The organism is Cellulomonas marina (assembly GCF_900111925.1).
Lineage (GTDB): Bacteria > Actinomycetota > Actinomycetes > Actinomycetales > Cellulomonadaceae > Cellulomonas > Cellulomonas marina.
In genome coordinates this window covers 66,933-90,623 of sequence record NZ_FOKA01000002.1, presented here as the reverse complement: position 1 = coordinate 90,623, position 23,691 = coordinate 66,933, and the positions used below count along the sequence as shown (strand labels likewise).

The 23,691-nt window shown below is 74.7% G+C and carries 24 protein-coding genes; 12 read left to right on the top strand and 12 right to left on the bottom strand.

Annotation, left to right across the window (positions count from 1 at the left end):
• Positions 1 to 29: 29 nt before the first annotated feature.
• The 4 genes from qcrC (at position 30) to BM048_RS02940 (ending at position 4,470) form a co-directional block, all read left to right on the top strand.
• A complete protein-coding gene (gene qcrC / locus BM048_RS02955; protein WP_090030693.1) occupies positions 30 to 815 on the top strand; it encodes a cytochrome bc1 complex diheme cytochrome c subunit in 786 nt (261 codons plus the stop codon).
• A complete protein-coding gene (qcrA, locus tag BM048_RS02950; RefSeq protein WP_373308378.1) occupies positions 812 to 1,849 on the top strand; it encodes a cytochrome bc1 complex Rieske iron-sulfur subunit in 1,038 nt (345 codons plus the stop codon). Before qcrC ends, qcrA begins: the two co-directional genes overlap by 4 nt.
• A complete protein-coding gene (qcrB, locus tag BM048_RS02945; RefSeq protein ID WP_090030691.1) occupies positions 1,846 to 3,636 on the top strand; it encodes a cytochrome bc1 complex cytochrome b subunit in 1,791 nt (596 codons plus the stop codon). Before qcrA ends, qcrB begins: the two co-directional genes overlap by 4 nt.
• 207 nt (positions 3,637 to 3,843) lie before the next feature.
• Positions 3,844 to 4,470 (top strand): superoxide dismutase, encoded by a 627-nt coding sequence (locus BM048_RS02940; protein WP_090030689.1) that lies wholly within the window; start codon positions 3,844 to 3,846, stop codon positions 4,468 to 4,470.
• A 356-nt stretch (positions 4,471 to 4,826) separates the two neighbouring features.
• Here BM048_RS02940 and BM048_RS02935 read toward each other — a convergent pair whose 3' ends face one another.
• From BM048_RS02935 to ctaC, 3 genes are read right to left on the bottom strand one after another with little or no spacing between them, the layout of a single operon-like run.
• On the bottom strand, positions 4,827 to 5,225 hold the full coding sequence (locus BM048_RS02935; protein ID WP_090030687.1) for a cytochrome c oxidase subunit 4: 399 nt from the start codon (positions 5,223 to 5,225) through the stop codon (positions 4,827 to 4,829).
• On the bottom strand, positions 5,222 to 7,048 hold the full coding sequence (ctaD, locus tag BM048_RS02930; protein WP_090030685.1) for an aa3-type cytochrome oxidase subunit I: 1,827 nt from the start codon (positions 7,046 to 7,048) through the stop codon (positions 5,222 to 5,224). The genes BM048_RS02935 and ctaD overlap by 4 nt, the downstream gene beginning before the upstream one ends.
• A complete protein-coding gene (ctaC, locus tag BM048_RS02925; protein WP_090030683.1) occupies positions 7,048 to 7,956 on the bottom strand; it encodes an aa3-type cytochrome oxidase subunit II in 909 nt (302 codons plus the stop codon). The genes ctaD and ctaC overlap by 1 nt, the downstream gene beginning before the upstream one ends.
• A gap of 207 nt (positions 7,957 to 8,163) precedes the next feature.
• Between ctaC and BM048_RS02920 the strand changes: the two genes are divergently transcribed.
• Both BM048_RS02920 and BM048_RS02915 read left to right on the top strand, forming a co-directional pair.
• Positions 8,164 to 9,327 carry a cysteine desulfurase family protein gene (locus BM048_RS02920; RefSeq protein ID WP_090030681.1) on the top strand — a complete coding sequence of 388 codons (1,164 nt, stop codon included), beginning with the start codon at positions 8,164 to 8,166 and terminating at the stop codon, positions 9,325 to 9,327.
• Positions 9,328 to 9,395: 68 nt separating this feature from the next.
• Positions 9,396 to 9,659, top strand: a complete 264-nt coding sequence (locus BM048_RS02915; protein ID WP_090030952.1) for a sulfurtransferase TusA family protein — start codon at positions 9,396 to 9,398, stop codon at positions 9,657 to 9,659.
• 99 nt (positions 9,660 to 9,758) lie between these two features.
• Here BM048_RS02915 and erpA read toward each other — a convergent pair whose 3' ends face one another.
• Positions 9,759 to 10,133 carry an iron-sulfur cluster insertion protein ErpA gene (gene erpA, locus BM048_RS02910; RefSeq protein ID WP_090030678.1) on the bottom strand — a complete coding sequence of 125 codons (375 nt, stop codon included), beginning with the start codon at positions 10,131 to 10,133 and terminating at the stop codon, positions 9,759 to 9,761.
• 91 nt (positions 10,134 to 10,224) lie between these two features.
• The gene (locus tag BM048_RS02905) at positions 10,225 to 11,394 is read right to left on the bottom strand and encodes a glycerate kinase (protein WP_090030676.1); all 1,170 of its coding nucleotides are present in this window, start codon (positions 11,392 to 11,394) and stop codon (positions 10,225 to 10,227) included.
• Between the two features lie 44 nt (positions 11,395 to 11,438).
• Between BM048_RS02905 and nadA the strand changes: the two genes are divergently transcribed.
• Positions 11,439 to 12,677 carry a quinolinate synthase NadA gene (gene nadA, locus BM048_RS02900; protein WP_090030951.1) on the top strand — a complete coding sequence of 413 codons (1,239 nt, stop codon included), beginning with the start codon at positions 11,439 to 11,441 and terminating at the stop codon, positions 12,675 to 12,677.
• Between the two features lie 83 nt (positions 12,678 to 12,760).
• Positions 12,761 to 13,360, top strand: a complete 600-nt coding sequence (locus tag BM048_RS02895) for a DJ-1/PfpI family protein (RefSeq protein WP_090030674.1) — start codon at positions 12,761 to 12,763, stop codon at positions 13,358 to 13,360.
• Between the two features lie 33 nt (positions 13,361 to 13,393).
• Here the strand turns inward: BM048_RS02895 and BM048_RS02890 are convergent, their stop codons facing one another.
• Positions 13,394 to 14,755, bottom strand: coding sequence for a dipeptidase (locus BM048_RS02890; protein WP_090030950.1), 1,362 nt, complete (start codon positions 14,753 to 14,755; stop codon positions 13,394 to 13,396).
• Positions 14,756 to 14,880: 125 nt separating this feature from the next.
• On the opposite strand from BM048_RS02890, the gene BM048_RS02885 reads away from it, so the two are divergent.
• Positions 14,881 to 15,579: a DUF3043 domain-containing protein gene (locus BM048_RS02885; protein ID WP_239078568.1), complete on the top strand. Its 699-nt coding sequence runs from the start codon at positions 14,881 to 14,883 to the stop codon at positions 15,577 to 15,579.
• Between the two features lie 25 nt (positions 15,580 to 15,604).
• Here BM048_RS02885 and BM048_RS02880 read toward each other — a convergent pair whose 3' ends face one another.
• The 3 genes from BM048_RS02880 to yczE form a co-directional block, all read right to left on the bottom strand.
• Entirely contained in the window at positions 15,605 to 15,820 is a 216-nt protein-coding gene (locus tag BM048_RS02880) for a hypothetical protein (RefSeq protein WP_090030669.1), read from the bottom strand.
• Entirely contained in the window at positions 15,820 to 16,863 is a 1,044-nt protein-coding gene (locus tag BM048_RS02875; protein ID WP_090030667.1) for a quinone-dependent dihydroorotate dehydrogenase, read from the bottom strand. The genes BM048_RS02880 and BM048_RS02875 overlap by 1 nt, the downstream gene beginning before the upstream one ends.
• An 80-nt stretch (positions 16,864 to 16,943) precedes the next feature.
• Complete coding sequence (gene yczE, locus BM048_RS18030; RefSeq protein WP_175499228.1) at positions 16,944 to 17,636, bottom strand: membrane protein YczE; 693 nt, start codon at positions 17,634 to 17,636, stop codon at positions 16,944 to 16,946.
• Between the two features lie 61 nt (positions 17,637 to 17,697).
• Here yczE and yczR point away from each other — a divergent pair, with 61 nt between their 5' ends.
• Entirely contained in the window at positions 17,698 to 19,173 is a 1,476-nt protein-coding gene (yczR, locus tag BM048_RS02860) for a MocR-like transcription factor YczR (protein WP_239078569.1), read from the top strand.
• A 10-nt stretch (positions 19,174 to 19,183) separates the two neighbouring features.
• Here the strand turns inward: yczR and BM048_RS02855 are convergent, their stop codons facing one another.
• Together BM048_RS02855 and BM048_RS02850 are read right to left on the bottom strand one after the other, a co-directional pair.
• On the bottom strand, positions 19,184 to 19,603 hold the full coding sequence (locus BM048_RS02855; RefSeq protein WP_090030663.1) for a hypothetical protein: 420 nt from the start codon (positions 19,601 to 19,603) through the stop codon (positions 19,184 to 19,186).
• Positions 19,600 to 19,959: a hypothetical protein gene (locus tag BM048_RS02850; protein ID WP_090030948.1), complete on the bottom strand. Its 360-nt coding sequence runs from the start codon at positions 19,957 to 19,959 to the stop codon at positions 19,600 to 19,602. Before BM048_RS02850 ends, BM048_RS02855 begins: the two co-directional genes overlap by 4 nt.
• 131 nt (positions 19,960 to 20,090) lie before the next feature.
• Here BM048_RS02850 and BM048_RS02845 point away from each other — a divergent pair, with 131 nt between their 5' ends.
• Entirely contained in the window at positions 20,091 to 21,590 is a 1,500-nt protein-coding gene (locus tag BM048_RS02845) for a leucyl aminopeptidase (protein ID WP_090030662.1), read from the top strand.
• Between the two features lie 72 nt (positions 21,591 to 21,662).
• Here BM048_RS02845 and BM048_RS02840 read toward each other — a convergent pair whose 3' ends face one another.
• The gene (locus tag BM048_RS02840) at positions 21,663 to 22,052 is read right to left on the bottom strand and encodes an oxidoreductase (protein WP_090030660.1); all 390 of its coding nucleotides are present in this window, start codon (positions 22,050 to 22,052) and stop codon (positions 21,663 to 21,665) included.
• Between the two features lie 211 nt (positions 22,053 to 22,263).
• Between BM048_RS02840 and lpdA the strand changes: the two genes are divergently transcribed.
• Positions 22,264 to 23,649, top strand: coding sequence for a dihydrolipoyl dehydrogenase (lpdA, locus tag BM048_RS02835; protein ID WP_090030657.1), 1,386 nt, complete (start codon positions 22,264 to 22,266; stop codon positions 23,647 to 23,649).
• The last annotated feature ends 42 nt before the right edge of the window (positions 23,650 to 23,691 follow it).

The window sequence follows — 23,691 nt, the reverse complement described above, 5'->3', positions numbered from 1 at the left end:
GTGTGCGACAGCGAGACGAGGAACGTCCAGTGAAGGCACTCGCAGCCCGCAGGCAGGACCGCCGAGCCCCGCTCGTGCTGCTCCTGCTGGCCCTGCTGCTCACCGGCGCCGTGTACGCGGTGGCCACGCCCGCGAGGGCGGACGCGAGCCGCCTGACGGCCACCACGGACGACGTGGAGGCCGGGCGGGCGCTGTTCATGGCCAACTGCTCGACCTGCCACGGGACCTCGGCCGAGGGCAGCGACCGCGCCCCGTCGCTCGTCGGCGTCGGCGCCGCCTCCGTGGACTTCCAGGTCGGCACGGGCCGCATGCCGATGCAGAACACCGGCCCGCAGGTCATCGCGAAGGACGTGCAGTTCACGGACGAGCAGATCGCCCAGCTCGCGGCGTACGTCGCCAGCCTCGGCGCAGGGCCGGCCATCCCCACCGCGGAGCAGGTCGACGCCACGCTGGGCGACGCGGCCAACGGCCTCGCGCTGTTCCGCACGAACTGCTCCATGTGCCACAACGCCGTCGGCGCGGGCGGCGCCCTCTCGGAGGGCAAGTTCGCGCCCTCGCTGCTGGAGACCGCGCCCGAGCACATCTACGAGGCGATGCTCACCGGTCCGCAGTCCATGCCGGTGTTCAACGACGCCAACCTCACCCCCGAGGAGAAGCGCGACATCATCGCCTACGTCGCCGAGCAGCAGCAGCCCCAGCCCGGCGGGTTCGCCCTCGGCAGCGTGGGCCCCGTGGCCGAGGGCCTGTGGGCCTGGGTCGTCGGCATCGGCCTGCTGATCGCGTTCTCTGTCTGGATCGGAGCGAAGTCCTCGTGAGCACCACCCCTGACCAGCCGCACGGCGGCCACCAGGACCTCGTCGTCCGTCCCGACGGGACGCTCCCCGAGCGCTTCCCGGACCCGGGCATGGAGCCGCACCGCTCCCGCAAGTCGGACCTCGACGAGAAGCACGCCAAGAAGGTCGAGCGCCAGGTCGTCGCCCTCTTCGCGGTGTCGGTCATCGGCACGCTCGTCTTCCTCGTCGCGTACTTCACGCTGCCCGTCGGCACGCCGGCGGACATCAAGGTCTCGAATCTCACGCTCGGGCTCGGGCTCGCGTTCGCCCTCCTGGGCATCGGCACGGCCGCGGTCCACTGGGCCAAGGCGCTCATGAACGACCACGAGGTCGTCGACGAGCGGCATCCCGTGCAGTCCTCCCCGGAGGTGCGCGAGGCGGCCGTGCAGGCCCTCAAGGACGGCGCCGAGGACTCGAAGATCGGCCGCCGCGGGGTCCTCAAGGGCGCGATGGTCTCCGCCCTCGCCCTGTTCCCGCTGGCCATCGTCGTCCCGCTCGTGGGCGAGGTCGGCGAGGACTGGAACGTCGGCAAGTTCAAGCGCACGATCTGGGCTCGGGGCGTCCGCCTCGTCAAGGACCCCGACGGGCGTCCCATCAAGGCGTCCGACGTGACGATCGGCTCCGTGTTCCACGTCATCCCCGAGAACCTCGAGGAGGCGGAGCACCCGCTCGACGAGAAGGCCAAGGCCGTCGTGCTCGTCGTCCGCATGGACCCGCGCGACCTCAAGGAGACCGAGGAGCGCAAGAGCTGGTCGTACGACGGGATCGTCGCCTACTCCAAGGTCTGCACCCACGTCGGCTGCCCGGTCGCGCTGTACGAGCAGCAGACGCACCACCTGCTGTGCCCCTGCCACCAGTCGACGTTCGACATCTCCGACGGGGCCCGGATCGTCTTCGGACCCGCGAGCCGCCCGCTGCCGCAGCTGCCGATCGAGGTCGACAGCGAAGGCTACCTGGTCGCTCAGAGCGACTTCCACGAACCCGTCGGCCCGAGCTTCTGGGAGCGACTCACATGAGCACCGCCACCACCGCCACACCCACCCGGACCGGGCGCGCCGCGGGCGCGACGGCCGACTACCTCGACCAGCGGACCTCCGTCGGCGGTGCCGTCAAGGAGTTCGCCCGCAAGGTCTTCCCCGACCACTGGTCGTTCCTGCTCGGCGAGATCGCGCTCTACAGCTTCGTGACGATCCTGATCTCGGGCGTCTTCCTCACGATGTTCTACGTGCCCTCGATGAACGAGGTCGAGTACACGGGACCGTGGGTGACGCAGCAGGGCCTGCACATGACCGAGGCGTACGCCTCGACGCTGCGCCTGTCGTTCGAGGTCCGCGGCGGGCTGCTCATGCGGCAGATCCACCACTGGGCGGCGCTCATCTTCGTCGCGTCGATCGTCGTGCACATGATGCGCGTGTTCTTCACGGGCGCGTTCCGCAAGCCGCGCGAGCTCAACTGGGTCGTCGGCTTCGTGCTGCTGGTCCTGAGCCTGCTGGCCGGGTTCTCCGGCTACTCGCTGCCCGACGACGTGCTGTCCGGCAACGGCCTGCGCATCACCGACGGCGTCGTCCGGTCGATCCCGGTCATCGGCAGCTACCTGTCGTACTTCATCTTCGGCGGCGAGTTCCCCGGCACCGACCTCATCCCGCGCCTGTACACGGTCCACGTGCTGCTCGTGCCGGCGCTGATCCTCGCGCTCATCGGCCTGCACCTGCTCTTCGTCGTGCTGCACAAGCACACCCAGTACCCGGGCTCGGGCCGCACGGACAAGAACGTCGTCGGCTACCCGCTCTTCCCGGTGTACGTCGCGAAGGCCGGCGGGTTCTTCTTCGTGGTGTTCGGCGTCATCGCCCTCATGGCGGCGACGATGACCATCAACCCGGTCTGGAACTACGGCCCGTACGACCCGTCCCCCGTCGGGGCGGGCGCGCAGCCCGACTGGTACATGCTGTTCCTGGAGGGTGCGCTGCGCCTCATGCCGGGCGGTCCCACGGAGTTCGTGATCGGTCAGTACACCCTGACGCTGAACGTCCTCATCCCGGCGGTCGTCGTCCCGGGCATCCTCTTCTCGGCCCTGGCGCTCTACCCGTTCATCGAGGCGGCCGTCACCGACGACCGCCGTGAGCACCACGTCCTGGACCGCCCGCGGAACCGGCCCTTCCGGACCGCGTTCGGCGTCGCGATCCTGGTCGCGTTCTTCATCCTCGTGCTCGCCGGGTCGAACGACATCATCGCGACGCACTTCCTGCTGTCGATCAACGACATCACCTACGTGTTCCGGGTCCTGATCTTCGTCGGGCCGGCGCTGGCCTTCTGGTTCACGAAGCGGTTCTGCCTGAGCCTGCAGCGCAAGGACCGCGAGCTCGTGCTGCACGGTCACGAGTCGGCCCGCATCGTCCGCTTCGCGTCCGGCGAGTACATCGAGGTGCACAAGCCCCTCGACGAGCACGAGCGGTGGCTGCGCGTCCAGCACGACCCGCTGCGTCCGCTGGAGATCGGCCCGGCCGAGGACGCCCGTGGTGTCCGCCGCAAGGGCCACCGTCTCGACGCTCTGCGGGCCCGTGTGTCGCGGGTCTTCTACGAGGACCGCGTCGAGCCCGTCACGCCGGCCGAGTGGCTCGCCGCCCAGTCGCACGGTGAGCACGACGCCCTCGAGGCGCCCGCCGCCACGCAGGCGCCGCAGCTCACCGGTGGCGGACGCCACCTCGTCGAGCCCGACGTCCAGGACGGCGAGCGCCGCCCCACCGGTGGTGGCCGCAACCTCGTCGAGCCGACGGACCCGGACGGCACCGACCGCCGCGGCTGATCCCGCCCGGACGGGCCGCAGCACCTGACGACGCGCGCGCCGTTCCCCCGCAACACGCAGGGGGAACGGCGCGCGCGTCGTCGTCGTATGGGCCAGAGTGGACCCCGTGGGCCTGCCGTGACCCGCGCCCGCGCGTCACGACGGAGGCCACCGGACGGACGACCGCGGCACCCACGTCGCGGTCTCGACCCTGAGAGGCATGCACGCATGGCTGACTACACGCTCCCCGACCTGCCCTACGACTACGCGGCGCTCGAGCCGCACATCTCGGGGCGCATCATGGAGCTGCACCACGACAAGCACCACGCGACCTACGTGGCCGGCGCGAACACGGCCCTCGAGAAGCTGGCCGCGGCGCGCGAGGCCGACGACCTGGCCGCGGTGAACCTGCACGAGAAGAACCTCGCGTTCAACCTCGGCGGGCACGTCAACCACTCGGTGTTCTGGGCCAACCTCTCCCCCGCCGGCGGCGACAAGCCCGAGGGTGAGCTGGCGGCGGCGATCGACGAGTTCTTCGGCTCGTTCGAGGCCTTCCAGAAGCACTTCGCGGCCAACGCCGTCGGCATCCAGGGCTCCGGCTGGTCGATCCTCGCGTGGGACTCCATCGGCCAGAAGCTCGTCATCGTGCAGCTCTACGACCAGCAGTCGAACATCGCCCTCGGCCTCGTGCCGGTCGTCGTGCTCGACATGTGGGAGCACGCCTTCTACCTCGACTACGTCAACGTCAAGGCCGACTACGTCAAGGCGTGGTGGAACATCGTGAACTGGGCCGACGCCGCGCAGCGTTTCACGCGTGCGCGGACGCAGACGGCCGGGCTCATCGTCCCCGCCTGACGGCCCGCTCCGGGTAGCACGGAGGCCCGGCGACGCCACCGCGTCGCCGGGCCTCCGTGCGTCCTCGCCCGAGAGGCCGTCGGGCGGTCCCAGGGGCCCTCCTGCGTCCCGGACGTCCTGGAGGTCCTCAGGGCGGCCTTCGAAGGCGCTGGAGGTGCTCAGGAGCTCCTGGAGCTCCTCGGGAGCTCCCCTGGACGCTCTCCTGGTCCTCCTGCGCCGTGCCGGCCGTTCCACGACCTCGGGGACGACTCCCCGGGGGGACCGCTGGGTCTGCGCGCCGTGTTCACCGCGACGACGACAGCGGCCCTCCCCGGAAGCCCGGGGAGGGCCGCTGTGGCCGATCTGGTGCAGGTGCCTCAGTGGGCGTGCTGACCGCGCGAGAACTCGAAGACCCAACCCACGAGACCCACGGCACCGATGAGCAGCCCCGGGAGGAGCAGCCACCAGCCGACGGCCAGCGCCAGGAACACCACGGTACCGGCGAGCCCGAGCACGAGGGGCCACCAGCTCCACGGGCTGAACACGCCCTGGTCGCCGGCGCCCTGCTCGATCTCGCCCAGCGGGTCGTCCTCGGGACGGGCGTCGATCCGCTTGCCGACGAGGTACAGGTACCCGCCGATCATGCCCGCCATGCCGCCGACGAGCGGGATCCCGTAGGTCCCGACGGGCTCGCCGCCGCTCCAGACGGCGTAGACGATCCCCACGGGGATGAAGAACAGCACCCCGTAGAGGAAGAGCTTGGCCTCGAACTTCATCGCTGCTCACCGTCCCGCGTCGGGTGGTCGCCGTCGACGTCCGGGTCGTCGACGACCGTCGTGCTGCTCTGCTCGGACCGGCCCGTGCCCTTGCGCACGCGGTCCTTGCCCACCTCGGGCTGGCCCACGCGCTCGGCCTCCCAGTCGAAGACGCCACCGGAGTCGGGCTCCACGTGGTCCATCGCGGCGACCTCGGGGTGGTGCAGGTCGAACGCCGGGCGCTCCGAGCGGATGCGCGGCAGCGAGGTGAAGTTGTGCCGCGGCGGCGGGCAGCTCGTCGCCCACTCGAGGGAGTTGCCGTAGCCCCAGGGGTCGTCCACGGCGACGCGCGGCGCCTTGCGCCAGGTGACGTAGACGTTCCACAGGAACGGGAGGATCGAGATGCCGAGCACCATGGCGCCGACGGTCGAGACCTCGTTGAGGAACGTGAAGCCGTCGTCGGGCGAGTACTCCGCGTAGCGCCGCGGCATGCCCTCGACGCCCAGCCAGTGCTGCACGAGGAACGTCGTGTGGAAGCTGAGGAACAGGAGCCAGAAGTGGATCTTGCCCAGACGCTCGTCGAGCATCTTGCCCGTCATCTTCGGCCACCAGAAGTAGAACCCGGCGAACATCGCGAAGACGACGGTCCCGAACACCACGTAGTGGAAGTGCGCCACCACGAAGTACGAGTCCGAGAGGTGGAAGTCGAGGGCCGGGCTGGACAGGATGACCCCCGTCAGGCCGCCGAAGAGGAACGTCACGAGGAAGCCGATCGCCCACAGCATGGGCGTCTCGAAGGTGATCTTCCCCCGCCACATCGTGCCGATCCAGTTGAAGAACTTCACGCCGGTCGGCACCGCGATGAGCATCGTCATCAGTGCGAAGAACGGCAGCAGCACCTGGCCGGTGACGTACATGTGGTGCGCCCACACCGTCACGGAGAGCGCCGCGATCGCGATCGTCGCGTAGACCAGGCCCTTGTAGCCGAAGATCGGCTTGCGGCTGAAGACGGGCAGGATCTCCGTGATGATGCCGAAGAACGGCAGCGCGATGATGTAGACCTCGGGGTGGCCGAAGAACCAGAACAGGTGCTGCCACAGCAGCGCCCCGCCGTTCTCCGGGTTGAACACCTGAGCGTCCAGCCGCCGGTCCGCCCCGAGGGCGAACAGCGCGGCCGCCAGCGGCGGGAACGCCATGATGACGAGCACGCTGGTGATGAGGATGTTCCAGGTGAAGATCGGCATCCGGAACATGGTCATGCCGGGCGCGCGCATCGTCACGATCGTGGTGATGAAGTTGACCGAGCCGAGGATCGTGCCGAAACCGGTCAGCGCGAGGCCGAAGACCCACAGGTCACCGCCGAGACCCGGGCTGTAGACCGTGTCCGACAGCGGCGCGTAGGCCGTCCACCCGAAGGACGCCGCGCCCTGCGGCAGCAGGAACCCGGCGGCGGCGATGAGGCCGCCGAACAGGTAGAGCCAGTACGCGAACATGTTCAGCCGCGGGAACGCCACGTCCGGTGCGCCGATCTGCAGCGGCATCAGCACGTTCGCGAAGCCGGCGAACAGCGGCGTCGCGAACAGCAGCAGCATGACGGTGCCGTGCATCGTGAAGGCCTGGTTGTACTGCTCGGCCGTCTGGAACACGTCCAGCGCCGGCGTGAACAGCTCCGCACGGATGAGCAGCGCGATCACGCCGCCGATGCAGAACCAGACGAACGAGGTGATGAGGTACAGGTACCCGATCACCTTGTGGTCGGTGGAGGTCACCCACTTGACCACCGTCCGGCCGAGGGTCTGGCGGCTGGGCGCCAGCCCCGGCACGCGCTCGATCGTCGCGGCCATCAGTCCTCGCTCCCCTGCGACGCCCCGGCGGGCTCACCCTGCCGGCGCACGCTGTCCAGGTCCTGCAGCTTGCTGGCGTCGATGCCCAGCTGCCCGGTCTGCCCCGCGTCGCGGAGCGCCTCGATGTGCTCGTCGTACTCCTCGCGGGAGACGACCTTGACGTTGAACAGCATCGACGCGTGGTACTCGCCGCACAGCTCGGCGCACTTGCCCACGTACGTGCCCTCCTTGGTCGGCGTGACCTCGAAGGTGTTCGTCGTCTGCCCGGGGATGACGTCCATCTTGTAGAGGAACGCCGGGACCCAGAACGAGTGGATGACGTCGCGGGAGTTCAGCGTGAACTCGACCGTCTCGTCGACGGGCAGGTACAGCGTGATCTGCTCGGCCAGCGTGCCCTCCTGGCCGACGCCCTCCGCCTGCACGCCGGAGTCGTACACGTCGTCGTCGAGGTAGTTGAAGTCCCAGCTCCACTGCTTGCCGATGACCTGCACCCGCAGGTCCGGGTCGCCGCTGACCGTCTGGATCTCGTGCTGGTCGCGCGCCGTGTAGTAGAAGAGCACGCCGACCATGAGGATCGGCAGGATCACGTACATGATCTCGAGCGGCACGTGGTAGCGCAGCTGCACCGGCAGGACGTCGTCGTTCTTGCGCTTCCGGTACACCGCGACGCACCAGAGCATGAGGCCCCAGGTGATGACGCCGACGATGAGCGCCGCGATCCAGGAGCCCACCCAGAGGCTCATGATGCGACCGGTCTGGTTCGTGACCTCGTTCGCGGAGTCGCCCGGGAGGTAGCCGCGTGCCAGCTGGTCCGACGAGCAGCCGGCCAGCACCAGCACGGCGAGGCCCAGGGCGGACGCCCGGAGGCCGGCCGCACGGCGCCGCCGGCGGGGGTTCTGCAGGTGCACGGGGGACCTCTCGTTCTGGTGGCCCCGGCCGTCGACGACCCGTCGGCTGCGTGCTGCGCCTGTGCGGGGTCGTGGTGACACCTGGGACCTACGTCCTCGACCCGCGCAGCCTAGCGCGCCGAGGGGCCGTCCACGTGCTGCCTCGCACCGGTTGACGACGGCGCGTCAGGTCCACCACAGGTCGTCACGGGTCGTTAGCGTGGCCCCGTGCCGCCGTCCGCGCCCGTCGCGACCCCCCGCGTGGTCCTCGACGCGGCGGGGCACGCCCCGCCCTCCCCCCGCGTGCGGGACGCCCTGCTGGCGGCCCTCGACGAGGGGTGGGGCGACCCCCGCCGGCTGCACGCCGAGGGCCGGCGCGCCCGCGCGCTGCTCGACGGTGCCCGTGAGTCCCTCGCGGCCGGGCTCGGCGCGCGGACGGAGGAAATCGCGCTGGCCCCGTCGCACACGCAGGCCCTGCACGCCGCCGTGCTGACGGTCGCGCGCGGCCGGCGGCGGGTCGGCGCGGACGTCGTCGTGCCGGCCGTCGAGCGTGCCGCCGTGCTGCACGCGGCGGACGCGGCCGGCACCCGCCGCACCGTCCCCGTGGACCGGCTCGGGCGGGTCGACGCCGACGCGTTCGCCGCCGCGGCGGGGGCGCCGGGCGTCGCCCTGGCGGCCCTGCAGGTCGCGAACGGCGAGGTGGGGACGCGCCAGCCGGTCGACGCGGCCGCGTCCGCGGCACGGGCGGCGGGCGTGCCGCTCCTCGTGGACGCCGGCGCGGCGGCGGGGCACGTGGCCCTGCCGGACGGGTGGGACCTGCTCACGGCGGACGCCGGCGACTGGGGCGCCCCGGCTCCCCTCGGCGTCCTCGCCGTGCGCGCGGGCGTGCGGCGTGCGCCCGTCGGGCCGTCCGACGAGGACGCGCCGCTGACCGGCGGGTTCCCCGGCGGGGTCGTCGTGCCGGTCGCGCTGGCCGCCGCCGTCGCGCTGGAGGAGCGGCTGGCCGCCCGGGACGCCGACGACGCCGCCCGCCGCGCCCTCGTCGCGCGCCTGAGGGCGCGCGTGGCCGCCGAGGTGCCGGACGTCGAGGTCGTCGGCGACCCGCAGGACCGCCTCCCCCACGTGCTGACCTTCTCCTGCCTCTACGTCGACGGGGAGGCCCTCGTCGGGCGGCTCGACGCCGCCGGGTTCGCCGTGGGCTCGGGCTCCGCCTGCTCGTCGAGCACGCTCGAGCCGAGCCACGTGCTGACCGCCATGGGCGTCCTCACGCACGGCAACGTGCGGCTCGCGCTCCCGCCGGGCACCGCCACGGCGGACGTGGAGCGCTTCGCCGACGTGCTCCCCGGGCTGGTCCGCGAGGTGCGGGGGTCCCTCGGGGCGTCGCACCTGTGACCGGACCCACGACCGGACCCGTGGCCGGACCTGCGGGCCGACCGGGGGCCGGACCCGTGGCCGGACCCGTGAGCGGGGCTCCAGACGGCGTCGTCGAGGTCGTCGACGCGCGCGGCCTGCTCTGCCCGCTGCCCGTCGTGCACCTCGCGCGGGCCGCGGCGGCGGCGCCGCCCGGGTCGCTCCTGCAGGTGCTGACCACCGACCCCGCCGCGCTGTCCGACGTGCCCGCGTGGGCGCGGATGCGCGGGCACGCCCTCGTCGCCCGGACCGACGAGCCCGACGGCAGCGCACGGCTCACCGTGCGGACGACCGACCCGGACGCCCCCTCGTGACGGCACCGCCCCGGGCACGACGACGCCCGACGGCCGTGCCCGTTCCTCGGGCCGTCGTCGGGCGTCGTGCGTGGTGCGCCGCGTGCCGCGGCGACCGGGTCAGCTGAAGGAGCCGCCGCAGGCGCAGGAGGAGCCGGCGTTGGGGTTGTCGATGGTGAACCCCTGCTTCTCGATGGTGTCGGCGAAGTCGATCGTCGCCCCCTCGAGGTAGGGCACGCTCATGCGGTCCACGACGACCTCGACACCGTCGTAGTCCTTCGTGACGTCGCCGTCGAGCAGGCGCTCGTCGAAGTAGAGCTGGTAGATCAGGCCGGAGCAGCCGCCGGGCTGCACCGCCACGCGCAGGCGCAGGTCGTCCCGACCCTCCTGCTCGAGCAGGCTGCGCACCTTGCCGGCCGCCACGTCCGTGAGCAGGACCCCGTGGGTGTCCGGCTTCGTGGTGGTCGTCTGCGGGGCCTGGGTGGTCTCGGTCATCCGTGTCTCCCTCGTGAGCCGTGCGGGCACGCGGTCCGGGTGCCGCCGGGGCGGCACGCACGGCGCGCCGCGACGTGCAACCAGCCCCGCGTCACGGATGTTCCCGGGTGCGCGGGTGCTGCCGTCCTCCAGCGTACGCACCCGCCCAGGACGCGGGCGACCACGTGCGGGCGACCCTCGCCGCCAGCGCCGCCCACGTGCCCGCGCCCGCCACGCCCCCGTCCGGTGGCGTGCCGCCCCCGAGCGGGGCGTAGGCCGCGGCGACGCCGGTGCCGCGCAGCCCGCCCGCGAGCGGCGGCACCCGTGGCGCGAGCACGACGAGCGGCACCCCCTGCGCGCCCGCCGCCGCCAGGGCCTGCGCCAGCACGGTCCCGTCGAGGTCCACGTGCTCCAGCCCCTCCCGGACGACGACGACGAGGTCCGCCGCCGCGGCCGCACCCGCGAGCCCGACGAGGTGCGCCCCGTGCGCGGGTCCCGGCAGGAGCCGCGCCCCGACGAGGGCGAGCGCGAAGCCGGCGCCACCGTGCGACCCGGCGCCCGGCGCCCGGGTGAACCGGCTCGCGGTGCGTGCCCCCGGACCGACGAGGAGGTCGGGCCGCGCGGCGTCGCCCAGCGCGGCGACCCAGGCGTGCGCCTGCACCGAGAGCCGCTGCTCCAGCGCCTGGGCCGCCCCCGGGTCGAGGACGCCGTCCGCCGCCAGGCCGGCGGCGGTCCCCCGGAGCCCGAGCAGCGGCGTCGGCGCCGGGGCGACCGCCACGAGGTCGACGTCGGCCAACGCCCGGGCCAGCGCGGGCAGCCACGTCGGCGCCCCCGTCGGGGACCCTGCCGACGGCCGGGCCGACCCGCCCCCGGGCAGGAGGGCGTCGGCCAGGCCCGTCAGCAGCCCGGCCCCGGCGTCGGGGGTCCCCGGGGTGCCGAGCGCCACGGTCAGGGACCGCGCGCGGCCCTCCGTCGACCGCGCCCGACCGTCGTCGCCGGCCCTCGCGCGCGACAGCCCGTCGAGCACGACGGCGGCGTCGGCGGCGCCGCCGGACGGCTCCGCCGGGTCCGCGGCGGGCAGCTCGACGTGGACGCCGGGCCCCGTCACCGTCACCGTCCCCGTCACCGTCCCCGTCCCCGTCACCGCGTCGGCCCACCCGGGGCCGCCGTCCGGCACCACGAGCACGGTCGCGTCGTCGTGCGGAGCCGCGTCCCGCCAGCCGGTGACGACGGCGTCGGCGGCGGCACGGGGCACGCGGTCAGGGACGACGAGGACGTGCACCGGGCGATCCTGGCACGTGCGCGGGCTGTGGGATGATCGCGCGCATGACCGCCACCGTCACCGGCACCGTCACCGCCACCGTGACCCCGACGGCCACCGTGACGGGATTCGCCGAGCCCGCGGGCTCGGCGCTGCTCCTCCTCGGCCGGCGGAGCGACCTCGCCTCCGAGCGCGGCGTGGAGTGCACGGGGGCGCTGCCCGCCCCCGGCGACCCGGGCCTCGTCGAGCGCGCCCGGGCCGCGCGGGCCGCCCTGGGCGACCGCGCGTTCGTCCTCGGCCACCACTACCAGCGCGACGAGGTCATCGCCTTCGCCGACGTCACGGGCGACTCCTTCAAGCTCGCGCGGGAGGCCGCGGCGCGTCCGGACGCCGAGTTCGTCGTGTTCTGCGGCGTGCACTTCATGGCCGAGTCAGCCGACATCCTCACCTCCGACGCCCAGGCCGTGGTCCTGCCGGACCTCGCCGCCGGGTGCTCCATGGCGGACATGGCGACGCTCGACCAGGTGGAGGAGGCGTGGGACGTGCTGGCCGACGCCGGCGTGGCGGCCTCGACGGTGCCGGTCACGTACATGAACTCCTCCGCCGCCATCAAGGCCTTCACGGGTCGGCACGGCGGCACGGTCTGCACGTCCTCCAACGCCGAGACGGCGCTGCGCTGGGCGTTCGACCAGGTGGGCGGGCTCCAGGGCACGGGCAAGGTGCTCTTCATGCCGGACCAGCACCTGGGCCGGAACACCGCGGTGCGCGCCCTGGGGCTGCCGCTGGAGGCCTGCGTCGTCCTCGACCCGCACCGGCCCGGCGGCGGCGTCACGCCCGAGGCCCTGCGGGCCGCCCGCATGATCCTGTGGCGGGGGCACTGCTCGGTGCACGGGCGCTTCACCGCGAAGAACGTGGCCGACCACCGCGCGGCCGACCCGGCCGTGACGGTCCTCGTCCACCCCGAGTGCCGCCACGAGGTCGTCACGGCGGCCGACATGGTCGGCTCGACGGAGTACATCATCCGCGCGCTGGACGCGGCCGCGCCCGGCTCCTCGTGGGCCGTGGGGACGGAGCTCAACCTCGTCCGCCGGCTCGCCGCGGCGCACCCCGACCTCACCGTGCGCTACCTCGACGACACGGTGTGCTTCTGCTCCACCATGAACCGCATCGACCTGCCGCACCTCGTGTGGACCCTGGAGTCCCTCGTCGCCGGGCGGACGGTCAACCGCATCGTCGTGGACCCGGAGGTCGCCCACTGGGCGCGCGTGGCCCTCGACCGCATGCTCGCGCTGCCCGGCACCTGACGGGCGGCGCCGCGACGCCGCCGGGCGAGGGCGCCGGCGGACCGGACGACGGGCGGGGGCCCGCCGGGAGAGGGGCGGACCGGATGGGCACGGGCAGCGCGCTGCGGGTGGGGGTCTTCGTCTTCGACGGGGCCGAGGAGCTCGACGTCGTCGGGCCGTACGACGTGCTCGCCGCCTGGGCGCAGCACAGCCCTCTCCGCCCCCAGGTCTGCACCTTCTCCGCCGACGGCCGCGGCGTCCGCTGCGCCAAGGGGCTGCGCCTGCTGCCCGACTGCGACGCCGACGAGGCGCTGCCCCTGCACGTGCTCGTCTACCCGGGCGGCCGGGGCACGCGGGCGCTGGCCGCGGACCCGGCGCACCTGCGGTGGGTCCGCTCGCTGCGCGCGACCGTGCCGCTCGTGACGAGCGTCTGCACCGGCGCGCTGGTCCTCGCCGCCGCCGGCCTGCTGGCCGGGCGGCCGGCGGCCACGCACCACGCCGCGGTCGACGAGCTCGTCGCGCTCGACCCGAGCGTCCTCGTGGACACGGAGGCCCGGTTCGTCGACGACGGCGACGTCGTCACGTCGGCCGGCGTGTCCGCGGGGATCGACATGGCGCTGCACCTCGTCGCCCGGCTGGACGGGCCGGACGCGGCGGCCGAGGTGCGGCGCGCGATCCAGTACGACCCCGCCCCGCCCGTCTGAGGGCGTCCGGCCCGGCGTGGTCGCCCCGGGCCGTCAGCGCTCGGCCGCGAGCCGCGCGAGGAGCAGGGCCTCCGCCAGGACGACCTTCTCGAGCTCGCCGAGGTGGACGCTCTCGTCCGCGCCGTGCGCGCGGCTGTCCGGGTCCTCGACCCCGGTGACGAGGATCGCCGCCGACGGGTAGGCCTCGAGCAGGTCGGCGATGAAGGGGATGGACCCGCCGATCCCGATGTCGACCGGCTCGGTGCCCCACGCCTCGGCGAAGGCCCACCGGGCCGCCCGCATGGCCGTCGAGTCCTCCGGCGCGCGGAAGGGCTTGCCCTGCTCGCCCTCGACGACGTGCACGTGCGCGCCGAAGGGCGCGTGCCCCTCGAGGTGCGCGCGCAGCGCCGCCATGGCCGCCGCGGGGTCCTGGCCGGGGGCGATCCGCACCGACAGCTTGGCCGTGGCGCGGGGGGTCAGCGTGTTGGACGCCGTCGCCACCCGGGGGGCGTCCAGGCCGATGACGGAGATCGCCGGCCGCGTCCACATGCCCGCGGTCAGCGGGCCGGTGCCGGCCAGCCGCACGCCGGGCAGCACGCCGGCGTCGGCGCGCAGCTGGTCCTCGTCGAGGTCGACCGCCGGGTCCGGCGCGTGCACCAGGCCCGCGACGGCGACGTCCCCCGCCTCGTCGTGCAGCGTGGCCAGGAGGCGCGCGAGCAGGGTCGGGGCGTCGAGCACGGGCCCGCCGTACATGCCGGAGTGGACGGCGTGGTCGAGGACCGCGACCTCGACCGTGCAGTCCACGAGGCCCCGCAGCGACGTGGTCAGCCCCGGCACGCCGATCCGCCAGTTGGAGGAGTCGGCCACGACGATGACGTCGGCCGCCAGCAGCTCCCGGTGGGCCTGCAGGAACGGCACGAAGGTCGGCGACCCGACCTCCTCCTCGCCCTCGACGAAGACCGTCACGCCGACGCCGAGGTCGTCGGCGAGGACGCGCAGCGCCCCGACGTGGGCGACGACGCCCGCCTTGTCGTCGGCGGCGCCGCGGCCGTGCAGGCGCTCGCCGACGAGGGTCGGCTCGAACGGCGGCGTCGACCAGGCCGCGTCGTCGCCGGGGGGCTGGACGTCGTGGTGCGCGTAGAGCAGGACGGTGGGGGCACCGGCCGGGCCCGGCCGACGGGCGACGACCGCCGGCGCGCCCTCGCGGCCGTCGGGGCGCCGCGCGCGCAGCACCTGCACGTCGTCCATCCCCACGCCGCGCAGGAGGTCCGCCACGGCCGCCGCGCTGGCCTCCACGTGCGCCGCGTCGAAGTCCGCGTTGGACACCGACGGGATCCGCACGAGCGCCTCGAGGTCCGCCCGGACGCCCGGGAAGACCCCTGCGGTGCGCCGGCGCAGCTCCGCGGTGCCGGGCAGGGTGCCGGGGAGGGCCGTCGGGGTCGGGTGAGCGGTCGCGGGGGTGGGGTCGGGCTCGGTGGGGTCGGGCACGGCGGGCTCGGTCGGCGTCACGGCCCGCCACGCTACTCGACTACCCTGGCGGGGTGTTCGGACGCAGCAGCAGCACACCCCCGTCGCAGGTGCGACCCCTCCGCCGTCGCACCCCCGGTGGCGCCACCGCCGTGCGGGCGACGACGCCCGCGGCCGCCGCGCCGGTGACCGCGCCGCCCGCGACGGGCGAGCCTGCGACCGGCACGTCGACCGGCACGTCGACCGGCACGGGCAAGGGGCGTCCGACGCCCAAGCGCAAGGTGGCGCAGGCCGCCAACCGGCGCCCGCTCGTCCCGCTGGACCGCAAGGCCGCGGCGCGCGAGGAGCGCGCCCGCCGCCGCGTCCAGCGCGACCAGGAGTACCGCGCCATGCAGTCCGGCGACGAGCGCTTCCTGCCTGTGCGCGACCGCGGCCCGGTCCGGCGCTTCGTGCGCGACAGCATCGACGCGCGGCGCAGCCTCGGCGAGTACTTCCTGCCCGTGGCGTTCGTGCTGCTCATCGCGCAGACGCTGCTGGCGGCGACGGCGCCCGAGGTCGTGCTGGTCCTCACGCTCGTGCTCTACCTGTTCATCCTCGGCACGGTCGTCGACGCGATCATCCTGTGGCGCGGGCTGAAGAAGAAGCTCGTCGCGCGCTTCGGCGCCGAGGCGCTCCCCCGGGGCCTGACGATGTACGCCGTCACCCGCATCTTCCAGCTGCGCCGGCTGCGGATGCCCAAGCCGCAGGTCCAGCGCGGCCAGCAGCCGCGCTGACGCAGCGAGGCCGCGCCGACGGCCGTCAGGCCAGGGACGGGAGCTGCACGGTCGGGCTCGCCTGGCGTCCCTCATGCACCAGCCGCGCGTCCACCACGCCCTGCTCTGACAGGGCGCGCCAGTGCTCGCCCAGCCAGACCTCGGCGTCGTACTGCGTCGTGAAGATGGGGCTGACGGGTCGCTCCAGCAGCCGCCCCTCGGCGTCGTGCAGGTGCCACTCCCACTGCGGCCGGGCGACCATCACCGCTCCCCCCCTCGGGCGTCCCGCGCCAGCGCGCGGGTGATGCGACGGGCCCAGAACGGGCCCTCGTAGACGAAACCGGTGTAGCCCTGCACGAGCGTGGCCCCGTTCGCGACGTACTCGCGGGCGTCCGCCCCGGTGGTGATCCCGCCGACGCCGACGAGGACGACCTCGTCGCCCAGGCGGTCGCGCAGGCGGGCGACGACGTCGAGGCCGCGCTCGCGCAGCGGCGGTCCCGACAGCCCCCCAGGCCCGCGGTCGTGCCCGACCGTCGTGTTGACCGCGACGACGCCGTCGAGGCCCAGCTCGGCGACGAGGTCGGCCACCGCGTCGACGTCCTCGTCGGACAGGTCGGGGGCGATCTTCACCAGGAGCGGGACGGGGGGCCGCCCGGCGGCGGCCGTCGCCTCGTCGGCGGCGACGCGCGTCGCCTCGAGGACCGGCCGCAGCACCTCGACGGCCTGCAGGTCCCGCAGCCCGGGCGTGTTGGGCGACGACACGTTGACGACGAGGTAGTCGGCCCAGGGCGCCAGGCGGCCGGCGGAGGTGGCGTAGTCGGCTGCCGCGTCCTGCGGCGCCGTGCTCTTCGTCTTGCCGATGTTCACGCCGACCACGAGCCGCCGCCCGGCCGGCGTGGCGCGCAGCCGCCGCAGCCGCGCGGCCACGGCGGCGGACCCCTCGTTGTTGAAGCCCATGCGGTTGCGCAGCGCGCGCTCGTCGAGCTCGCGCCACAGCCGCGGCCGCTCGTTGCCGGGCTGGCCCTGCGCGGTGATCGTGCCGACCTCGACGAAGCCGAACCCGAGCATCGCGAGGCCGCGGACGCCGTGCGCGTCCTTGTCGAACCCGGCCGCCAGGCCGAACCGGGACGGGAAGCGGCGCCCCCACACCTCGACGGCGCCCTCCGGCGGCGGCGCGAGGACCCGGGCGACGGCGTCGGACAGCACCGGCACGGCCGCCACGGCACGGATCGCGCCGGAGGCGAGCGCGTGCGCGCGCTCCGGCCCCGTGCGGCGCAGGACCAGGTCGAACAGCAGGCGGTACACGGCCGTCAACCTACCGCCACGCCGCGGAGGGCCGAGGACGGGTCCGAGCCCATCGGGGCCTCCCGGCGCCCTCGCGCCCCTCAGTGCCGGGCGCGCACCCCGGGGCGGGTGAGGCGCGGCAGCAGGACGTGCACGAGCGGCCCGACGCCGAGCGCGTAGGCGAGCGTCGCGAGGCCGAGCGTGCCGCCGAGCAGCGCGCCGACGCCGACCACGGCGACCTCGATGCCGATGCGGACGGGGGCCAGCGGCCAGCCCGTGCGCCCGACGAGCCCCGTCATGAGACCGTCGCGCGGACCCGGCCCGAGGCCCACGCCGATGTAGAGGGCCGTCGCCACGGCGTTGAGCACGATCCCGACGACGACGAGCGCCACGCGCGCCGGGAGCCCCAGCGGCGGCAGCAGCCCGACGAGGGCCAGCGCGGGGTCGACCGCGAGGGCGATGACGACGACGTTGGCCACCGTGCCCAGCCCCGGGCGCTGGCGCAGGGGCCACCAGCACAGCAGCACGACGAGGCTCGTCAGGGCGGTGATCGCGCCGAACGACAGGGGCAGCCGGTGGGTGAGGCCCTGCGTGAGCACGTCCCACGGCAGGGCGCCGAGGCCCGCGCGCACCATGACGGCCATCGACAGGGCGTAGAGCAGGAGCCCGACGACGAGCTGCGCCGAGCCGCGCGCGTCGGTGCGCCAGCTGGCGACCCGGGCGTCGGGACGGGCGTCTGAGCGCGCCGCGCCGACCTCGGCCGGCGGGCTCGCGGGGCTCGTGCGTGACGTCATGTGTCCAGGGTGTTGCACTGGTGGCCTTGTCGCCCAGGGCCACTTCGGGGACAGTGGCCCTGTGCCGACGCGACCGCAGCCCGCACCGCCGCTCGCCGAGCGTCGGGTGTCCGGCGCCCGCCTGCGCCTGCTCCTCGGTACGTGGCAGCGCCCCGGCGCCGCCTACACCGCCCTCGCCGACGCCCTGCGGGCGGCCGTCCTCAGCGGGGCGCTGCCGCTGCGCACGCGCGTGCCGAGCGAGCGCGAGCTCGCCGAGCACCTGGGCGTCTCGCGCACCACCGCGACCGCGGTCTACGACGTCCTGCGCGCGGAGGGCTACCTCGTCAGCCGGCGCGGCTCGGGGACCGTGACGGCGCTGCCGGCCGACGGGTCGCGCGCCGACCGCTCCCCGGCGTTCGGCGGCCCCGCCGCCGAGGGCCTCGTCGACCTGTCGATGGCGGCCCCCTCCGCCTCGGGCGACCTCGCCGCGCACGTCGCCGGTGCGGTCGAGGACCTGGCGCACCACACCGGCGGACGCGGGTACGAGCCGCTCGGCCTGCCGGTGCTGCGCGCCGCCGTGGCCGGGTGGTACGAGGAGCGCGGGGTGCCGACGAGCCCCGACCACGTGCTCGTCACGACGGGGGCCCAGCACGCGCTGCACCTGCTCGTCGCGGCGCACGCGGGACCGGGCGACCGGGTCGTCGTCGAGCACCCGACCTACCTGCACGCCATCGACGCCGTGCGGGGTGCCGGGGCCCGCCCCGTCCCGGTGCCGGTCGGTCGCGACGGCCTGGACGTGGACCTCCTCGCCTCGACGCTCCGGCAGGCGGCGCCGCGGCTCGTGTACCTCGTCCCCGACCACCACAACCCGACGGGGACGAGCGTGGGTGACGACGCGCGCGCCCGGGTCCGCGAGCTGGCGCGCCGCACCGGCACGGTCGTCGTGGCCGACGAGGTGCTCAGCGACCTGACGGTCGAGGGGCCGGCTCCCGTGCCGTTCCTCGGCACACGCGTGCCGGGACGGGAGCTCGTCGGCGTCGGCTCCGCCTCGAAGTCGTTCTGGGGCGGCCTGCGGGTCGGCTGGGTGCGCGCGCACCCCGAGCTCGTCGCCCGCCTGGCCGTCCTGCGCGGCCGGGTCGACATCGCGACCCCGGTGCTCGAGCAGCTCGTGGTCGCGCGCCTGCTCGCCGCCCGCACGGAGCTCCTCGAGCGGCGTCGTGCGGCCCTGCGGGAGCGTCGCGACCTGCTCGTGCGCCTCCTGGGCGAGCGGCTGCCGTCCTGGCGGTACGACGTGCCCGCCGGCGGGCTGTCGGTCTGGGTGGACCTGGGCGCCGCGCGCTCGACGGCCCTGGCGGCGATCGCCCCGCGGCACGGCGTGCGGCTCGTGCCCGGCACGGCCTTCGGCACCGACGGCTCGTTCGACGACCGCCTGCGCCTCACCTTCAGCGAGCCGGCGGCCGTGCTCGACGACGGTCTGCGCCGCGTCGCCGCGGCCTGGTCCGCCCTCGGCGAGCCGGCGGGCGCGGTGGAGGCCCCGCCCTGGCGCGCCGTCGTCTGACCGCCGGCCGCTACCGCCCGGACGCGGCGCGCGACGAGCGGCGCAGCCACAGCAGGCCGAGCACCGGCAGCACCAGCGGGACGTAGCCGTAGCCCTGCCCGAACCCGCTCCAGACGGTCTCGTCGGGGAAGTCCTGCGGTGCGACGAGGGAGACGACGCCCACGGCGACGACCCCGACGAGCTCGACGAGCACCGCCCCGAGGGCCAGCCGCCGCCGGTCGGTGGCCAGCGCGACCGTCGCCAGCACGTACACGAGCCCCGCCAGCGCGGACAGGGCGTACGCGAGCGGGGCCTCGTCGAGCTGCGTCGCGATCTGGTACCCGGCACGCGCCGTCGCCGCCAGCGCGAAGATGCCGTACACGAGCACGAGCACCCGGCCCGGACCCGTCGCGGTCGACGTGGCGCCGCCGGCACCCCCCGCGCGCGTCACGCCGGGCCCCAGAGCACGAGCAGACGGTACTCGAGGAACGCCACCGTCACGGCGGCCACGAGCAGGACCACGGAGCTCCAGCGGGTGCGCTCCGCGAACGCCCACGCCGCCGCCAGCGGCAGGACGAGCAGCTGGGTGAGGACGTAGCCCCAGAACTCCCACGGCTCCGGCGGCGCGCCACGCGTCGCCGACAGCACGCCCGCCAGCACGGCCTGCACGACGAGCAGCCCCTCGACGACGGCGCCGCCCCAGAGCTGCCGCAGCACCACCGCGCGGTCACGCGCGACGAACACCGCCGCCCACCCCGCCAGGGCGAGCGCCGCGAGGACCACGAGGACGACGGCGGGCACGAGCACCGGCACACGGTAGGCGATGCCGGCCGGCACCGACCGGGCGGGCGCCGACGAGCCGCGACGAGCCGTCAGGGGGATGACCGGCCCTCACAGCCCGGGCCGGGCGGCACGTGCGCGTTGGTTAGCATCGCCGGGTGACCACGACCTGCGCGCTGACCGCCACCGACCCCGCCCTGCTCGACGTGGACGCCCTCGTCGTGGCGGTCGCCGCCGGCGCCGACGGCACGGCGCCCGCCGTGCTCGACGCGCCCTGGCTGCCCGCCCCGCTGGCCGAGGCGCTCGTGCGCGACGCCGTGGCCCTCGGCGTCACGGGCGCCGCCGACGAGGTGCGCCGCGTCCCCGCGACGGGGCTGGCCGCAGCGGTGCTCGTCCTCGTCGGCGTCGGCGCCGGCGAGCCGGGCCTCGAGCGGCTGCGACGGGCGGCAGGGGCCGCGACGCGCGAGCTCGCCGGCACGGGCAGCGTCGCGCTCGCCCTGCCGGCGACGACCGTCGAGGCCGTCGCGGCGGTGGCCGAGGGCGCGCTCCTCGGCGCCTACGCCTTCCGCACCTACCGCCCGGCGGCCCCGGCCCCCGTCGCCGCCGTGCAGGTCGTCACGCCGCTGGCGCAGGACGCGGCGGCCGTGGCGGCCGCGGAGCGCGCGACCGTGCTGGCTCAGGCCGTGCACGGCGTCCGCGACCTCGTCAACGCCGCGCCCAACGACCTGTACCCCGAGGCGGTCGCGGACGCGGCCAAGGCGCTCGTCAAGGAGACCGGCACCCGGGGCCTGAAGGTGTCCGTGCTCGACGAGAAGGCGCTGGCCGCGGGCGGCTACGGGGGGCTCGTCGCCGTCGGGCAGGGCTCCGTGCGGCCCCCACGCCTCGTCACCGTGACCTGGGCGCCGCCGAAGGCGCGCGCGTCGGTGGCCCTCGTCGGGAAGGGCATCACGTTCGACTCGGGCGGCATCTCCCTCAAGCCGCCCGCCGGCATGGACGCGATGAAGTCCGACATGGCCGGCGCCGCAGCCGTGCTGCACACGGTCGTCGCCGCGGCGCGGCTGGGCCTGCCCGTGACCGTCACCGGGTACCTCTGCCTCGCCGAGAACATGCCGTCGGGCTCCGCGCAGCGGCCCTCCGACGTCATCACCATCAAGGGCGGCACGACGGTCGAGGTCCTCAACACGGACGCCGAGGGCCGCCTGGTGCTGGCCGACGGGCTCGTCACGGCGCTCGAGCACCACCCCGACGTCGTCGTGGACGTCGCGACCCTCACCGGCGCGCAGGTCGTCGCGCTCGGTCCGCGGGTGTCCGCGGTCATGGGTCGCGACGACGTCCGCGCCGAGGTGGTCGCCGCCGCGCAGGCCGCCGGCGAGGAGTTCTGGCCCATGCCGCTCCCGGCCGAGCTCGCCGAGGGCCTCAAGAGCAAGGTGGCCGACCTCGCCAACGTCGCCGACCGCGCGGGCGGCATGCTCACGGCGGGGCTGTTCCTCCAGCGGTTCGTCGGCGACGCCGCCTGGGCGCACCTCGACGTCGCGGGGCCGGCCTTCAACGAGAAGGCGCCCTGGGGCTACACGCCCGCCGGCGGGACGGGTGTCGCCGTGCGGACGCTGCTGGCGCTCGTCGAGGCCCGCGCCGCCGCGGCGACCGCGGCCCGGTAGCGGGCACCGTCGTCGGGTCGGCCGCCCGTCCGGCCGCACCCGTGCACGCCGGACCGACGTCGACGGGAGCGTTCAGGAGCGCTCGGCGGCCCGGCGGGCGGCGCGCTCGGCCGCGGTGCGCCGGGCCAGGATGCGCTGCCGGCTGTTCCAGTCCCGGACGCGCTGCGGGTAGCCCACGCGCTGCACGTCGTACACGGGGATGCCGAGCTCGCGGGCGAGGGCGTGGCCGGCGCGCTCGTCGGGCACGCGGCGGCGCGTCCACTCCCCGTCGGTCGCCACGAGCATGAGCGTCACCGGGTTCTGCGCCGTGGCCGGCTCGACGTAGCCCTCGACGCCCACCCGGGACCGCGCGAACTCGGCCAGGTGGGCGGTCGTCTCCGCGCGCGCGGCGCGGCCGTCACCGCCGCCGGCCGCCGGTGCCGGCACCCGACGACGCCCCCGCAGCCGATCGAACAGACCCATGCGGGGCAGGCTAGCGACGGCGGCTGGGTGCGGGCTGGGAGCGCCGGGTGCGCCGCCCGGACGACGACGGCCGTGCGTCCCGGCGGGAAGTCATGGGATGTGTGTGTCGTCTGTGACACCGATGCACGGCGGGGACGGGTTCGTCGCACGTCGGAGGGGGTGACAAGATGGTCGGCGAGTCCCACCACCGCACCCTGCGAGGAGTCCGCACGTGGCCGACACCACCGGCACCGCTTTCGACGTCGTCGTCCTGGGCGGGGGGAGCGGCGGCTACGCGGCCGCGCTCCGCGCCGCCGAGCTGGGCATGACCGTCGCCCTGGTCGAGGCCGACAAGGTGGGCGGGACCTGCCTGCACCGCGGGTGCATCCCGACCAAGGCCATCCTGCACTCCTCGGAGCTGGCCCAGGGGGCGCGCGAGAGCGAGCAGTTCGGCGTCCACATGACGCTCGAGAAGATCGACATGGCCGGCGTCAACGCGTACAAGGACGGCGTCATCGGGCGGCTCTACAAGGGCCTGCAGGGTCTGATCAAGTCGCGCAAGATCGAGGTCGTCAACGGCTGGGGCCGCCTCGTCGCGCCGGACACCGTCGAGGTCGACGGCCGTCGGCTGACCGGCAAGAACATCGTGCTCGGCACCGGCTCCTACGCCCGGTCCCTGCCCGGGCTGGAGATCGGCGGCCGGGTCATCACCTCCGACCAGGCACTCGACCTGGACCACGTGCCGTCCTCGGCCATCATCCTCGGCGGCGGCGTCATCGGGTCGGAGTTCGCCTCCGCCTGGAAGGGCTTCGGGGTCGACGTCACGATCATCGAGGCGCTCCCCCACCTCGTCCCCAACGAGGACGAGGCGCTGTCCAAGGCGTTCGAGCGGGCGTACCGCAAGCGCGGGATCAAGTTCAACCTCGGTGTCCGCTTCGCCGGCGTGACCCAGGACGAGTCGGGCGTGCACGTCACGCTCGAGGACGGCAAGACCTTCGACGCCGAGCTCCTGCTCGTCGCCGTCGGGCGCGGCCCGAGCACGAAGGACCTCGGCTACGAGGAGCAGGGCGTCCCGATGGACCGCGGGTTCGTCCTCACGAACGAGCGCCTGCACACCGGCGTGGGGAACATCTACGCGGTCGGCGACATCGTCCCCGGCCTGCAGCTCGCGCACCGCGGGTTCCAGCAGGGCATCTTCGTCGCGGAGGAGATCGCGGGCCTCAACCCGCCGGTGATCGTCGAGTCCGGGATCCCGCGCGTGACGTACTCCGACCCGGAGGTCGCCTCCGTGGGGCTCACCGAGGCCAAGGCCAAGGAGACGTACGGCGCCGACGCCGTGCAGGTGCTCGAGTACAACCTGGGCGGCAACGGCAAGAGCCAGATCCTCGCCACCCAGGGCTTCGTCAAGCTCGTGCGCCAGAAGGACGGGCCCGTCGTCGGGGTGCACATGATCGGCGCCCGCGTGGGCGAGCTGATCGGCGAGGGCCAGCTCATCGTCAACTGGGAGGCCTACCCGGAGGACGTCGCGCAGCTGGTGCACGCGCACCCGACCCAGAACGAGGCCATCGGCGAGGCGTTCCTCGCGCTGGCCGGCAAGCCGCTGCACGCCCACAACTGACCCCGCCGCCGTCCGCCGGCCCGCCCTCGGGCACCGGCGGGC